The sequence below is a fragment of the Microbispora rosea genome, assembly GCF_044460045.1.
Taxonomy (GTDB): domain Bacteria; phylum Actinomycetota; class Actinomycetes; order Streptosporangiales; family Streptosporangiaceae; genus Microbispora; species Microbispora rosea.
In genome coordinates this window covers 249,677-263,687 of the sequence record NZ_JBITJO010000004.1, presented here as the reverse complement: position 1 = coordinate 263,687, position 14,011 = coordinate 249,677, and the positions used below count along the sequence as shown (strand labels likewise).

12 protein-coding genes are annotated in these 14,011 nt (G+C 72.2%); 8 read left to right on the top strand and 4 right to left on the bottom strand.

Annotated features, from left to right (window positions below):
* Positions 1-111: 111 nt before the first annotated feature.
* The gene (gene treY, locus ACIBK1_RS18510; RefSeq protein ID WP_396736332.1) at positions 112-2,322 is read left to right on the top strand and encodes a malto-oligosyltrehalose synthase; all 2,211 of its coding nucleotides are present in this window, start codon (positions 112-114) and stop codon (positions 2,320-2,322) included.
* Positions 2,323-2,343: 21 nt separating this feature from the next.
* Entirely contained in the window at positions 2,344-4,041 is a 1,698-nt protein-coding gene (gene treZ, locus ACIBK1_RS18505) for a malto-oligosyltrehalose trehalohydrolase (protein WP_396736329.1), read from the top strand.
* 4 nt (positions 4,042-4,045) lie between these two features.
* Here treZ and ACIBK1_RS18500 read toward each other — a convergent pair whose 3' ends face one another.
* Both ACIBK1_RS18500 and ACIBK1_RS18495 read right to left on the bottom strand, forming a co-directional pair.
* Entirely contained in the window at positions 4,046-5,644 is a 1,599-nt protein-coding gene (locus ACIBK1_RS18500; protein WP_396736326.1) for a GMC family oxidoreductase, read from the bottom strand.
* Positions 5,645-5,683: 39 nt separating this feature from the next.
* Positions 5,684-6,163, bottom strand: coding sequence for a PIN domain-containing protein (locus ACIBK1_RS18495; RefSeq protein WP_051762213.1), 480 nt, complete (start codon positions 6,161-6,163; stop codon positions 5,684-5,686).
* Between the two features lie 146 nt (positions 6,164-6,309).
* On the opposite strand from ACIBK1_RS18495, the gene ACIBK1_RS18490 reads away from it, so the two are divergent.
* Positions 6,310-8,313 (top strand): N-6 DNA methylase, encoded by a 2,004-nt coding sequence (locus ACIBK1_RS18490; RefSeq protein ID WP_396736323.1) that lies wholly within the window; start codon positions 6,310-6,312, stop codon positions 8,311-8,313.
* A 1-nt stretch (position 8,314) separates the two neighbouring features.
* Positions 8,315-8,671 (top strand): nucleotide pyrophosphohydrolase, encoded by a 357-nt coding sequence (locus ACIBK1_RS18485; RefSeq protein WP_357313952.1) that lies wholly within the window; start codon positions 8,315-8,317, stop codon positions 8,669-8,671.
* A gap of 98 nt (positions 8,672-8,769) precedes the next feature.
* Here ACIBK1_RS18485 and ACIBK1_RS18480 read toward each other — a convergent pair whose 3' ends face one another.
* Both ACIBK1_RS18480 and ACIBK1_RS18475 read right to left on the bottom strand, forming a co-directional pair.
* Entirely contained in the window at positions 8,770-9,135 is a 366-nt protein-coding gene (locus ACIBK1_RS18480; protein ID WP_030510542.1) for a nuclear transport factor 2 family protein, read from the bottom strand.
* 21 nt (positions 9,136-9,156) lie between these two features.
* Entirely contained in the window at positions 9,157-10,509 is a 1,353-nt protein-coding gene (locus ACIBK1_RS18475; protein ID WP_396736319.1) for an MFS transporter, read from the bottom strand.
* A gap of 92 nt (positions 10,510-10,601) precedes the next feature.
* On the opposite strand from ACIBK1_RS18475, the gene ACIBK1_RS18470 reads away from it, so the two are divergent.
* The 4 genes from ACIBK1_RS18470 to erm all read left to right on the top strand — a co-directional run bounded on the left by ACIBK1_RS18470 (position 10,602) and on the right by erm (position 13,995).
* Positions 10,602-11,159 (top strand): TetR/AcrR family transcriptional regulator, encoded by a 558-nt coding sequence (locus ACIBK1_RS18470; RefSeq protein ID WP_076434803.1) that lies wholly within the window; start codon positions 10,602-10,604, stop codon positions 11,157-11,159.
* Positions 11,160-11,269: 110 nt separating this feature from the next.
* Positions 11,270-11,740 (top strand): hypothetical protein, encoded by a 471-nt coding sequence (locus tag ACIBK1_RS18465; protein WP_030510539.1) that lies wholly within the window; start codon positions 11,270-11,272, stop codon positions 11,738-11,740.
* 279 nt (positions 11,741-12,019) lie between these two features.
* Positions 12,020-12,979, top strand: a complete 960-nt coding sequence (locus ACIBK1_RS18460; protein WP_396736316.1) for a GNAT family N-acetyltransferase — start codon at positions 12,020-12,022, stop codon at positions 12,977-12,979.
* Positions 12,980-13,218: 239 nt separating this feature from the next.
* Entirely contained in the window at positions 13,219-13,995 is a 777-nt protein-coding gene (erm, locus tag ACIBK1_RS18455) for a 23S ribosomal RNA methyltransferase Erm (protein WP_036408133.1), read from the top strand.
* The last annotated feature ends 16 nt before the right edge of the window (positions 13,996-14,011 follow it).

The window sequence follows — 14,011 nt, the reverse complement described above, 5'->3', positions numbered from 1 at the left end:
GGAGGGGAGCCGGTCCGGCGCTCCTCCTGCCCGTCGCGGTGCTGGCCGGGGCGCGTCCGTGACGTGCACTATGAACACGACCTCCGGGAACGCGCTGCGAAAGGCGGTTCGGTGACTTCTACCTATCGGGTGCAGCTGACGCCCGACTTCGGATTCGCCCAGGCCGCGGGCCTCGTCGGATACCTCCGTGACCTGGGGGTCGGCCACCTCTACCTGTCGCCGATCCTCCAGGCCTGCCGGGACTCGCAGCACGGGTACGACGTGACCGACCACGGCCGCGTACGCGAGGAGTTCGGCGGCGAGGAGGGCCTGCGGGCGCTGGCGGCCGAGGGCATGCCGCTGGTCTCCGACATCGTGCCCAACCACATGACCGTGCCGGTGCCGGAGTGGGACAACGCCCAGCTGTGGGCGGCGCTGCGGGACGGGCCGGGGTCACCGGCCTCCCGGTGGTTCGACTTCCAGTGGCCGGTCACCCTGCCGCTGCTCGGCGACGACGCCGACGAGGCGCTGCGTGTGGCCGACGGCGTGGACGGTCAGGTGCTGCGCTACCACGACCACGCGTTCCCGATCAGGCCCGGCACCGGGCACCTGCCGCTGCCGGAACTGCTGGAGGCCCAGCACTACCGGCTGGCCCACTGGAGGGAGAGCCCCGGCTATCGGCGGTTCTTCGACGTGTCGTCGCTGATGGGGCTGCGCGTGGAGGACCCCGAGGTCTTCGAGGCCACCCACGCCGTCACCTTCCGCCTCATCGACGAGGGGCTGATCCACGGGCTGCGCGTCGACCACCCCGACGGCCTGGCCGACCCCCGCGGCTACCTCCGGCGGCTGCGCCCGCACGTGCCCGGACCGCTGTGGGTGGAGAAGATCCTCATCGACGGCGAACGGCTGCCCGCCGACTGGCCGTGCGACGGCACCACCGGCTATGACGCGCTCAACATGGTCACCCGGCTGTTCGTCGACCCGGCCGGCCGCGACCCTCTGATCGAGACGTTCGGCCGCCACACCGGCGTCCGCGACGACTACGAGACCGTGCGCCACGACGCCAAGAAGCACGTGATCGACCTGTTCTTCTCCGGAGAGATCGACTGGCTGACCGACGATCTCGGTGATCCGGAGCTGCGCGAGGCCGTCGTGGAGCTGCTGGCCGCGATGCCCGTCTACCGGGCGTACGTGAACCCGGGCGAGCAGCCGTCCACCGAGTCCGAGGCGATCGTCCAGGAGGCGGCCGGTCTCGCGGCCACCAGGACCGGCCCCGACGCGGTGGCCAAGGCCGCCAATCTCGTGCTGTACGGCCCGCCGGAGGCGGTCACCCGCTTCCAGCAGACCTGCGGGCCGGTGATGGCCAAGGGCGTGGAGGACACCGCGCTCTACCGGTGGTATCCGCTGGCCTGCCTCAACGAGGTGGGCGGGGAGCCCGACAGGTTCGGGGTGCCGCCCGCCGAGTTCCACGAGTTCTGCGCCGGGCTGCCGCCGCGGACGATGACCACGCTGTCCACCCACGACACCAAGCGATCGGAGGACGTGCGCGCCCGGCTCGCCGTGCTTTCGGAGCTGCCCGAGGAGTGGGCGATGGCCGTCGACTCCTGGGCCGCGGCCGTGTCGTTCGACCCCAAGCTCGACTACCTCGCCTGGCAGTCGCTGATGGCGGCCTGGCCGATTCCCCTCGACCGCTTCACCGACTACCTGCTCAAGGCGGCGCGCGAAGCCAAGACGGCGATCTCCTGGCTGAACCCCGACCCGGCGTACGAGGAGGGCATCAGGGACTTCGCCCGGCGGGCCATCGACGCCTGCGGCTACTCGGTCGCCGCGTTCACCGAGGTCGTGGACCGCTATGCCCGGGTCAACTCGCTGGGGCAGAAGGCCGTCCAGCTCCTCATGCCGGGCATCCCGGACGTCTACCAGGGCAACGAGATCACGGACTTCTCGCTCGTCGACCCGGACAACCGGCGGCCGGTCGACTTCGAGCGGCGCCGCCGGCTGCTCGCCGAGCCCGACGACAGCTGGGACGGCCAGAAGATCCGCGTCACCGCCGCCGCGCTCGATCTGCGGCGGCGGCTCGACCCCGAGGCGCCGTACGCGCCGGTCGAGGCGGGGGAGCACGCGGTGGCGTTCACGCGGGGTTTCCGCGGGCAGGGGACCGCCGCCGTCGTGGTCGCGACCCGGCTGCCGGTCGGGCTGGAGCGCAGGGGCGGCTGGGGGAGTGAGACGATCACGCTGCCGCCGGGGCGCTGGCGCGACCTGCTCACCGGCGCCGAGCACGCCGGCGAGGTGCGGATGGCCGGCCTGCTGTCGGCGTATCCGGTCGCGATTCTCGAAGCCTGATCAGTGGGGGGGAGACGACGCATGTTCGAGGTCTGGGCGCCCGGGGCGGCGCGGGTCGAGGTCGAGCACGGGGGCGCCCGGCACGAGATGTCGCGGGGCGAGGACGGCCGGTGGACCGCCTCCGGCGACGAGCACGACCTCGACTACGCCTTCTACGTGGACGGCGACGGGCCGTTCCCCGATCCCCGGACGCGGCGCCAGCCGTACGGCGTGAACGGCCCGAGCCGGGTCTACCACCACGACAGGTTCGCCTGGACCGACCAGGGCTGGCACGGGCGCGACCTGCGCGGCGGGGTGATCTACGAGCTGCACGTCGGCACGTTCTCGCCCGAGGGCACCTTCCAGGGGGTGGCCGACCGGCTCGGCCACCTGACCGGCCTCGGGGTCGACTTCGTCGAGATCATGCCGGTGCCGCCCGTGCCGGGAAAGCGCAACTGGGGCTACGACGGCGTCGAGCTCTACGCGGTCTTCGAGGAGTACGGCGGGCCCGACGGCCTCAAGAGCCTGGTGGACGCCTGCCACCGGGCCGGTCTCGGCGTGATCCTCGACGTCGTCTACAACCACCTCGGGCCGTCCGGGAACTACCTGGCCAGGTTCGGGCCTTACTTCCACGACGCGAAGGGGTCCTACTGGGGCGACGCGGTCAACCTGGACGGGCCCGGCTCGGACGGGGTGCGGCGCTACTTCATCGAGAACGCCCTGCAGTGGCTGCGCGACTACCACGTCGACGGGCTGCGCCTCGACGCCGTGCACGCCCTGCACGACAAGCGCGCCGTCCACTTCCTGGAGGAGCTGTCGGCCGAGGTCGACGCGCTGTCCGCCGCTGTGGGCCGCCCGCTGACGCTCATCGCCGAGTCGGACCTCAACGATCCGCGCATGGTCACCCCGCGCGAGGCCGGCGGCCTCGGCATGCACGCGAGCTGGAACGACGACGTCCACCACGCCATCCACGCGAACGTCACGGGGGAGGCCAACGCCTACTACGGCGACTTCGCCACGCTGTCGTCCCTGGCCAAGGTGCTGACATCGGGCTATTTCCACGACGGCGCCTACTCGTCGTTCCGCGGCCGCTCCCACGGCAGGCCGGCGACCGGGGTTCCCGGCTACCGGTTCGTCTGCTGCGCGCAGAACCACGACCAGATCGGCAACCGGCCCGAGGGCGACCGCATGCGGCCCGAGCAGCTCCGCCTCGCCTCCGGGCTGCTGCTGACCTCGCCGTTCACCCCGATGCTGTTCATGGGCGAGGAGTGGGGGGCGACCACCCCCTTCTACTTCTTCACCGACCACTTCGAGCCGCACCTGGCGGAGGGCGAGGGCGAACGGCGCAGGAAGGAGTTCGAAGGCTTCGGCTACGACTGGAAGGCTCCCGAGCCGGGCGAGGAGACGACCTTCCTGCGCTCCAAGCTCGACTGGGAGGAGCCGGCCAAGGGCGAGCACGCCTCGCTGCTGGGCTGGTATCGGGACCTGCTCGCGCTCCGCAAGGCCCATCCCGACCTCACCGATCCCCGCCTCGACCGGGTGCGCGTCCAGGTGGACGAGGACCAGCGCGTCGTGGTGATCGAACGCGGTGCGCTGCGGATCGCCGCCAACTTCGCCGAGGGCCCGGTGCCCGTACGGCTGGCCGCGTCACGGCTCCTGCTCGCCTCCGACGAGTCGGCCCGCCTGACCGGTCACGTCCTCGACCTCCCCGCCCGCTCCCTGGCCATCGCGGAGGTCTGAGCGGTCAGGCCCTGTCGAGGATGAGGTCGGCGGCGTGCCAGGCCATCGCCATGATGGGGCCGTTCAGGTTGCCCGAGATCATGGTGGGCAGCACCGAGCAGTCGACGATGCGCAGGTTGTCGAGCCCTCTCACGCGCAGCCGCGAGTCGACCACGTCGTCGTCGTGCGGTCCCATGCCGCAGGTGCCCAGCGCGTGGTAGCCGCAGTAGCCGCCGCCGAGCGCCGCGTCGATGATCTCCTCGTCCGAGCCGATCCCGGGACCGGGGAACGTCTCGGACGCCAGCCGTCCCGCGATCGGCTCCTGGGCGAAGTACTCGCGCATGCGGCGGAACAGGTCGACGCCGACGCGCCGGTCGTGCTCGGAACCGAAGTAGTCGGGCTCGATGTGGAGCGGCGCGTCCGGGTCGGCGGAGGTGATGGCCACGCTGCCCTCCGCGGTCGGGCGGAGGATCTCGGCGACGACCGAGACCCCGGGTTGCCGCTCGACCGTGACCGTCTCGCCCGCCCGGTACGTCGCCACCGACCACGGCCCCATCAGCAGTTGGGCGTCCGGCCGGTCCAGTTCTGGCCGGGTCTTGAGGAAGGCGATCACGTCGTAGGCCGGCGCGGCCAGCGGTCCCTTGTGGTTGAGCAGGTAGCGCAGCGCGGTGACGCCCTGCCGCAGCGGTGTGGACAGCATGCGGTTGTAGCCCAGGTCGTCCTTCAGCCGGAACTTCAGTGCCAGGCACCGGTGCTCGCGCATGCGGGCGCCGACCATCGGCCGGTCAAGCCGGACCTCCACACCGGCCGCCCGCAGCACCTCCGCTGGGCCGATGCCGGACGACTGCAGCAGCTTCGGCGTGCCCAGGCTGCCCAGGGACAGGACGACCTCCCGGGCCGCCCGGTATTCGACGGTGGCGCCGCCGGCGTCCCGGGCGGTGACCCCGACGACCTTGTCGCCGTCGAACAGCAGCCCGGTCACCGTCGTCCCGGTCACGACGGTGAGGTTGCTCCGGTGGCGTACGGGGTGCAGGAAGGCCCGGGCCGCGCTGAACCGCCGCCCGTCCTTGATGGTCGCCATCGCGTGGCCGACGCGTTCGCCGTCGGACTCGTTGACGTCCGCCATCGCGGTCAGGCCGAGCGCGGCTCCGGATGCGATCATCTCGTCGCAGAGCGGATCGGGGTCGCGCGGAGGGGACACGTGCAGCGGCCCGCCCGCCCCGCGCGTCGCCGTGGCGCCCAGGGCGTTGTCCTCCATAGCCCGGAAGATCGGCAGAATCGTGTCCCAGCCCCACCCGGGGTTGCCGAGCCGTACGAGCTCGTCGTAGTCGGCGCGGTGACCGCGGTTGTAGACCATGCCGTTGATGGAGCTCGACCCGCCGAGAACCCGGCCGCGCGGCCAGATCTCGGCCTGCCCGTCGGGACCGAACGGCTGTGTCCGGTAGTGCCAGACCTTCCCCGGATCGTCGAACAGCTTCCCGAATCCCTTGGGCACCTGGTAGAGCGGGTGGCGGTCGGCGCCGCCCGCCTCGACGAGCAGCACGCGGACGGCGGGATCCTCCGACAGCCGGTTCGCCAGGACGCATCCGGCCGACCCGGCCCCGATCACCACATAGTCGATCATGTCCCCATCCTGCCCGCGCCGCTCGGGCGAGGGTAGGCCTCAGGCGGCCTGGGCGGCAGGCAGCTCGAAGGTGACGGTGTCGGGGACGGCGGTGTAGAGCCGCCAGCTCAGGCAGGTGCGCTGGGCGACGACGGTCACGTGCAGGCCGCGGCCGGCCAGCCAGAGGGCGAGGTCGGCGAAGTAGCCGTCGCCCGATCCGATCACCGCCCGCTCGAACCGCAGGTCGACCCGGGCCGTACGGGCCGCGTCGTCGAGGGCGTGGTCGGCGCCGTCCGGGCCCGAGCGGGCCAGCAACTGCACCCCGTGCAGCGCGATCCCCACGGAGACGAGCGCGTTGTGGTTGACCGCCACGATGAACTGGTCCAGCGGCCCCACCGGCACCGTCCGCTGGTAGGCGGTCATCACCCGCCGTACGTCGTGGGTACTCGGGAGAGGGCTTCCGGTCAGGTTCTCGATGTCCAGGAGATGGATCGCGCGCCCGCGACGCAGTGACCTGAGGCGAGTGATGGGGGTGCTCACGATCCTTGCTCCCTTCCATGACGACTCCTGGCGTCCATTAGAGCATGTGTTGACACAATCAACCAGACCTTGATGCGACGTTGCCCATGTCCGAGGCATCGGATATGGTCCGGTCGGATCCAAGTACTGGCGGAAGGCGGAGCGGCGTGCGGCGAGACGTACACGTCACCGCGGCGGACATCGCCCGCTTGGCCGGCGTGGGACGTGCGGCGGTCAGCAACTGGCGGCGCAGGCACGACGACTTCCCCGAGCCCGTGGGAGGCACGTCCACCAGCCCGGCGTTCTCCCTCACGGAGATCCGGGAGTGGCTGCGCGGCCACGCCGAGGGCAGGGACCTCCCACCGGACGAGTGGCTCTGGCAGGACCTGCGCACCACCGTCGACGACGACGACCTCGCCGACCTGATCGCCGACCTCGGGGCCTTCCTGGTGTACGTGCAGCACGAGGCGGACGAGTGGGGCAGGCTCTCGGCCGGGACGGACGAGGAGGTGGCGCGCGAGTTACCGGCCCGGGTGCGCGCGGCGTGCGTGGAGACCGTCAGCGCGGAGGCGTTCCCCGAGACCGTTCCGGCGGCCCGCGTGCCGCTGGTCCGCTCGATCGCCCGGCTGGCCGCGGAACGCGGCGCCCGCGACACCTTCGAGTTCCTGCGCGAGCGGTACTTCGAGGTGCACACCCGGCGCGTCTACTCCACCCCCGCCGAGATCGTCACACTGACGCTCGACCTCGTGGGCGACGGGTTCGGCTCCCTGCTCGACCCGGCCTGCGGATCTGGCCGCATCCTCGGCCGCGCGCTCCAGCGCTCGCCGGGGGCCCGGCTGCTCGGCCAGGACGTCGATCCCGTCGCCGCGCGGCTCGCCGCCGTACGGCTCGCGCTGCACTGCGACAACGCGCGGATCAGGCCGGGAGACTCCCTGCGCGCGGACGCCTTCCCCGGCGAGCTGGTGGACGCGGTGGTGTGCAACCCGCCGTTCAACGACCGCAACTGGGGTTACGAGGAGCTGACGGCCGACGCCCGGTGGGAGTACGGTCTGCCGCCGCGCGTGGAGCCCGAGCTGGCCTGGGTGCAGCACGCGCTCGCCCACCTGGCGCCGGGAGGTGTGGCCGTGCTCCTCATGCCTCCGGCCGTCGCCAGCCGCAGGTCGGGCCGGCGGATCAGGTCCCAGCTGCTGCGGCGCGGCGCGCTGCGCGCGGTCATCGCGCTCCCGCAGGGCGCCGTGCCCAACGTGGCGGTCGGCCTGACGCTGTGGATCCTGTGCCAGCCGCCGGAGGGCGGCACGCCGAGCAGTGTGCTGATGGTCGACACCTCCGGCAGGCCGGACGACTACGCCGCGGTGGCCGCCGCGGCCTGGCGCGAGTTCGGCGAGGGGCGTGAGCTGGACGAGCCGGGTGTCAGCAGGTCGGTCCCGCTCGTCGATCTGCTCGACGAGGACGTGGACCTCACTCCCGCCCGCTACCTGTCCACGGCCGCCGACGACCTGTCACCGGAGCGGATCGCCGGGGCCCGCTCCCGGCTCGACGAGCTGCTGCGGACCGTCGCCGGGCTGCTGCCGTCCGTCGCGGCGGTGCCGGCGGACGAGCTCGCCCTGGTCCCGCTGCCCGAGCTGGTGCGGCGCGGCATGCTCGTGGTCGAGCAGCAGACGCCGGCCCGGCCGGGGGAGAAGCCCCTTCGGGGGGCGCCGGTGCTCACCGTCGAGGACGTGCTCGAGGACCGGCCCGCGACGGGATCCTGGGAGCAGGCCGGAGCGAGGCCGATCGTCACGCGGCCCGGCGACGTCGTCGTGCCGCAGGTCGTGACCGTCCCGGTCGCGCGAGTGGTGACGAAGGGCGACGCCCTGCTCGGCCCCTTCCTGTCCCTGCTGCGGCCCGATCCCGAGGTGCTCGACCCCGACTTCCTCGCCGGTTTCCTCTGCGCGTCCGTGAACGTCCGCCACTACACCTCCATGTCCTCGCGCTACCGGGTGGACGTACGGCGTGCGGAGCTGCCGCTGCTGCCGATGGAGGAGCAACGCCGTTACGGCGAGGCGTTCCGGCGCCTGGCCGGCTTCCGGTCGGCCCTGCGAGAGGCGGCGATGCTCGGAGAGGACCTGGCCAGGCTGGTGGCCGACGGCCTCGCCCACGGCGCCGTACGGCCGCCGAGTAGGGTCGGCTGACGTGAGCGGGGAACTGGAGCACCTGACCGCCCGGCTGCGCGAGTTCGTCCGCGAGCGGGACTGGGAGAGGTTCCACACGCCCAAGAACCTGGCGATGGCCCTCGCCGGAGAGGCGGGGGAGCTGGTCGCCGAGTTCCAGTGGCTGACGGCCGAGGAGTCGCGCGAGCTCGACGAGGACGCCCTGCGCAGGGTTCGCGCCGAGCTCGGGGATGTGACGTTGTATCTGGTCAGGCTGGCCGACGCGCTGGGCGTCGACCTCGTCGAGGCCGCGCATGCCAAGCTGGACGACAGCGAGCGCCGCTACGATCCCGAGACCTATCGCGGCTCCGCCAGGAAGGCGCCTCCGCTGACCTCGTGACGCCCCTGGCCTTCCGGCGTCGCCGGACGCCTTCCGGCGGCCGGGTGAGCGGCCCTCGCGTCGTGGGGTGATCCGTACGCGAGGGCCGAGCGGTGCGGTCAGCTCTCGATGAACTGGTGGTCGGTCCTGATCCGGCCGTCCTCGCCGAGGGAGAGGAAGTCGAACCCGACCGAGTCCACCTCGCCGGAGGCGGTCCGCACCATCTCCCAGTTGAAGCGGACCGCGCCGTGGTGCCCGCTCGCGTTCTCCACGGCCCGGAAGACGTACGCGCCCGGAGCCACCCACTTGTCATACGACGCGGCGATGCGCACCTCCAGCTCCGCGTGGCCGTGGGCCTCCAGGGATGGGGTGTAGTGGGCGGCGTCGGGGGCGAACAGCCGGTCGATCATCTCGCGGCGCACGGCGGCGTCGGGCTCGTTCCACACGGCGACGTAGCGGCGGGCCAGGTCGTTGAGGTCGTTCATGGTTCTCCTCGCTGATGACGGTCAGGCTGCGGCCCTGGCGCGGGGAAGCCACTGGACGAGAGCGGCGATGGCCAGGGTGATGACGATGAGGTAGACGAGCCCGTGCTGGAACGCCACGGTGACGCCGCCGGACAGGGCGCTGTAGAAGACGATGCCGATGATGCCGACGCCCAGTGCGCCGCCGACCTGCTGGGCCGTGGTCAGGGCGCCCGCGGCGCCGCCGGCGTGGTGCGGGGCGACCCTCGACAGGACGGTCCCCATGATGGGCGACAGCACCAGCCCCATGCCGGCTCCGTCGACGGCGAGCACGGGCACCAGCCAGCCGATCGGCGCGTTCCCCGCGACCGCGACCAGCAGGACGGCCAGGCTCACCGCCCTGGTCAGGCCGCCGAACGCGATGATCTGGCGGCCGAAGCGCGCGGCCAGGCGCGGCGCCGCCAGCGATGCCGCGAGGTAGCCCGCGCCGATCGGCGTGAAGACCAGACCCGCCTGCAGGGCGTCCAGGCCCCGGCCCTCCTGGGAGTACATGGCGAAGATCAGGAAGTACGCCGCCATGCCCATCGAGAACGCGAGGTTGGTGAGCAGCCCCGCCGTGACGGCGCGCTCGCGGAACAGGGCGAGGTCGATCAGCGGTGAGTCGTGCCGCCGCCGGGCGTAGGCCAGCAGCAGGGCGACCGCCAGGGCGAACGACACCCAGGTCCACACCGGCCACCCCTGCTCGCGGCCCTCGATCAGCGGCAGCAGCGTGGCCGCCAGCGCGAGCGTGACCAGGGCGGCCCCGCCGGGGTCCAGTCGTACGGCGCCGGCCGCCCGGCTCTCCGGGATCACCCGCCAGGTCGCGGCGAGCGCGACGACGCCGATCGGGAGGTTGATCAGGAAGCAGGCCCGCCAGCCGAGGCCGAACAGGTCGGCCTGGATGAGCAGGCCCCCGGCCAACTGGCCGAACACGGCCGCGAGCCCCATGGTCAACGCGTACGCGTTGACGGCTCTGGCCTGGGCGGCGCCGCTGTAGGCGGTGCGGATGACGGCGAGCACCTGCGGGGCGAGCACGGCGGCCGCGGCCCCCTGGACGACGCGGGCGACCACGAGCGAACCCGCGTCGGGGGCCAGTCCGCAGGCGACCGACGCGAGCGTGAACAGGGCGAGGCCGAGGGCGAACATCCGGCGCCGGCCGAACACGTCGCCCAGGCGTCCGCCCAGGACCAGCCCGGAGCCGTACGCCAGGGCGTATCCGGCGACCACCCACTCGACGGCGGCGGGTCCGGCGCGCAGGTCCCGCTGCATGGTGGGGATGGCCACGTTGACGATGAAGAAATCGAGGATCGCGACGAAGACGCCGGTCAGCACGGTGGGGAGAGTCCCCGCGCGGGCCATTCGCACTCCCAGGGTGAATAGAACGATCGGTATACGCCGCCTAATTAGATAGACCGATTGATCTACTGTCAAGCGCGTGCCAGAATCGTCACGTGACGACGAGACCCGGCCCCCGCGAGCGGCTGCTCGACGCCGCCAGAGAGCTCACCTACAGCCAGGGCGTGCAGGTGGGCGTCGACGCGATACTCAAGCAGGCGGATGTCGCGAGACGCTCGCTCTACCAGCACTTCGGCGGCAAGGACGGCCTCGTGGCCGAGGTGCTGCGCAGTGACGGCGGGCTGGACCGCTACCGCCAGGTCATGAACGAGGCGGGGGACGATCCGCGCGAGCGGGTGCTGGCCGTGTTCGACGAGCTCGACGCGATCACCTCGCAGCCGGCCTTCCGCGGCTGCCGTTACACCGCGGCCGAGCTCACGCTCACCGACCCCGCGCATCCGGCGCACGCGGAGGTGCGGGCCTTCAAGGAGGGGCTGCACCGGCTGATGGCGGCGGAGCTGACCCGCCACGGGCACCCCGCTCCCGACGCGGGCGCCGACCAGCTCCTCGTGCTCATCGACGGCGTGCTCGCCCACGCCGTCACCCGTCCCGGCGCCCGTCCCGCCCTGGCCGCGCGGGCGCTCGCGGAGGCCGTACTCGCAGCGTCGAAGTGATTGGCCTTGCCCAAATTTGACTGTTTCGGTCATCTCCTGGTTGATGATCCGCAAGGATGATCGCCAGGACGCCGCCCGGACGGAGGGCGGCGGTTGGGAAAGGACAACGTATGCGCAGGTCCGCGAGTACGGTCGTCGTCGCAGCGGCGCTGGCCGTCGGAGGGCTCGTCGCCAACCCGGCATACGCGATCTCCGCCGGCTACACCCCCGAGGGGGTGTGCGGCTCCGGCTTCGGCCGGGTCACCCACGACGGCAGCCGGGCGGTGAAGACCCCGTCGGGGCAGGTCTTCGGGCGCGTCTACCTGCTCTACAACCGCTCGACCGGGCAGAACTGCGTCGTCACCATCAAGTCGGCGTACGTCGGCACTCCCACGAGGACCTCCGCCCAGCTCATGGTGCGGCTGGCCAACGGGAGGACGGCCGAGAAGATCGACCACCTGAAGAAGTACAAGTACTACGCGGGCCCGGTGAAGCTGAACGCCAAGGGCAAGTGCGTGAAGTACTACGGCACGGTCGCCGACACGCGCGTGGACGGGGAGATCGCGAGCGGTGGCCGCCTGACGTGGGGCAACTGCAGCTGACCCCGGACGTCTGGGCCGCGGCCCGGTAGGGCCGGCCGCAGGGACCGCCCGGCGGCCCCTGCGGCACTCGGTGGACGGGCCGGGCCACCGGCCGGCGGTCTCGCCGGCCGAAAACGATTGGCGGGCCGGCCCACATGTCCGATAGAACAGGGCGGATCTTCGACGACGAGAGGAGGGACGAGCCGATGTATGCCGAGAACGTCGTGCCGGTTCCTTCCCGGGGCACAGCCGGACGCTGACCCCTGGGCGCGAGCGGCACGCCTCACCTGAGGAAGTGCAGTGAACCCCGACAACCTGATCATGCGCCCCATCGCGGGGCGTGCGGAACTCGACCTTTTTCGCCGCCTGCCCTACGTACTGAACGACGAGCTGGACGACGACCTCGCCTCCGGCCGCCGGCGGCCCGAGTGGATGTGGATGGCGCTGCGCGGCGACCGCCTCGTCGCCAGGCTGGCCTGGTGGGCCCCGCGCGCGGGCGAGGCGCCGGCGCTGCTGGACATCCTCGACCTCGACGACACCACGCCCGGTCCGGCGAGCATCGACGCCGGGGTCCGGCTGTATGAGACCGCGAGCGCCGCGGTGCTGCCGGTGGGGGTGCGTCCGCCGGAATACAACGTGTTCGTCCCCCCGCGGTGGCGTGACGAGGCGGAGGCGAGGCGTGCCGTCGAGGACCGCGTCGCCGTGCTGGAGCGGGCCGGCGCCCGGCTGCTCGTCGAACGGCTGCGGCTGGAGTGGCGGCCGGGCACGCCCATCGCGCCGCCGAGCGGGCGGCTGGCCTTCCGTCCCGTGACCGGCAGGCAGGAACTGGTCGCGTTGATGACCCTCGTCCTCGACGGCACGCTCGACGCCCACAGCCGCGCCGAGCTCGTTCACATGCCCGCCGAGCGGGCCGCGGCCCAGCACTACGACGACGAGCTCGCCCACTACCCGAGCCCACGGGAATGGTGGCGGATCGGCACCTCACCCGAGGGCGAACCCGTGGGATTCGTCATCCCGGCGCGTAACGCCTACAACGCGATGATCGCGTACATCGGGGTCGTGCCCGCCCACCGGGGCAGGGGCCACATCGACGACCTGCTGGCCGAGGGGACGCGGATCCTCGCCGGGGAGGGTGTCCCGCGTGTCCGCGCCGCCACGGACGTCGGGAACGTCCCCATGGCCCGGGCGTTCCTCCGCGCCGGATACGAGGTCATCGGGCAGCGCATCGACATGACCTGGAATGAGAACGCCTCCCAGTAGGACGGCCGCCGCCGCGCGGGTGGCAGCGGGTGCGGAAGACATGTTGCGGGAAATGGTTTGCGGGTCCCCCCGTCGTGCTCGCTAGGGTGACGCCCATGTGCTGCTTCGCATGCTTCACGAAGATCCGCCGCTCGTAGCGGCGGATCCTTCCTCTCGTACGGCTCCGCCGCCATCGGTGTCCTCGCCGGTGCGGCGCTTCGCGCTGCCCGGCTCCGATCGCGCACTCGCGGAGCACTTCCATGGTTCATCAGGGCGGACGGCACGAGCTCGGCCAGAACTTTCTCGTCGACCGCACGGTCGTCGCACGCGTAGGGGAACTCGTCGCCAGGACGACGGGCCCGATCGTCGAGGTCGGCGCGGGGGACGGGGCGCTCACGCTTCCCCTGAGCCGGTACGGCAGGCCGGTGACGGCCGTCGAGGTCGATCCCGGGCGGGCACGCCGGTTGGCCCGGCGCGTCCCGGCCAACGTCACCGTCGTCGCCGCCGACATCCTGCGGTTCCGGTTTCCCCGGCATCCTCACGTGGTCGTCGGAAACCTGCCGTTCCATCTCACGACCTCGATCATGCGGCGGCTCCTCGCGGCGTCCGGCTGGAGGACGGCGGTGCTGCTGGTCCAGTGGGAGGTCGCCCGGCGGCGGGCCGGCGTCGGCGGCGCCAGCATGCTGACCGCCGCATGGTGGCCGTGGTATGCGTTCGAGGTGCATGCGCGGGTGCCCGCCCGCTCGTTCCGGCCCGCCCCCTCGGTCGACGGCGGCCTGCTCACGATGACGCGCAGAGCCGTACCTCTCGTCGCCGAGCGAGGGCCGTACCAGGATCTCGTGCGCCGGGTCTTCACCGGGCGCGGGCGCGGCCTCGCGGAGATCCTCGAACGCATCGGTTGCCTGGACCGCAGGGCCGTACGCGTCTGGGCGCGTGAGGCGGGGGTGGCGCCGCACGCGCTGCCCAAGGACCTGACCGCCGGCCAATGGGCGTCCCTCTGGCGGGAAGTGACGCGGAGCCGGCGGCCGGGCCTGTGATGATGTCCTTTTGCCG

Coding starts and splice junctions, on each gene's coding strand:
- ACIBK1_RS18480 (WP_030510542.1), bottom strand. CDS start 9,135: ATGAACGACCTCAACGACCTGGCCCGCCGCTACGTCGCCGTGTGGAAC.
- ACIBK1_RS18475 (WP_396736319.1), bottom strand. CDS start 10,509: ATGGCCCGCGCGGGGACTCTCCCCACCGTGCTGACCGGCGTCTTCGTC.
- erm (WP_036408133.1), top strand. CDS start 13,219: ATGGTTCATCAGGGCGGACGGCACGAGCTCGGCCAGAACTTTCTCGTC.
- treZ (WP_396736329.1), top strand. CDS start 2,344: ATGTTCGAGGTCTGGGCGCCCGGGGCGGCGCGGGTCGAGGTCGAGCAC.
- ACIBK1_RS18465 (WP_030510539.1), top strand. CDS start 11,270: ATGCGCAGGTCCGCGAGTACGGTCGTCGTCGCAGCGGCGCTGGCCGTC.
- ACIBK1_RS18500 (WP_396736326.1), bottom strand. CDS start 5,644: ATGATCGACTATGTGGTGATCGGGGCCGGGTCGGCCGGATGCGTCCTG.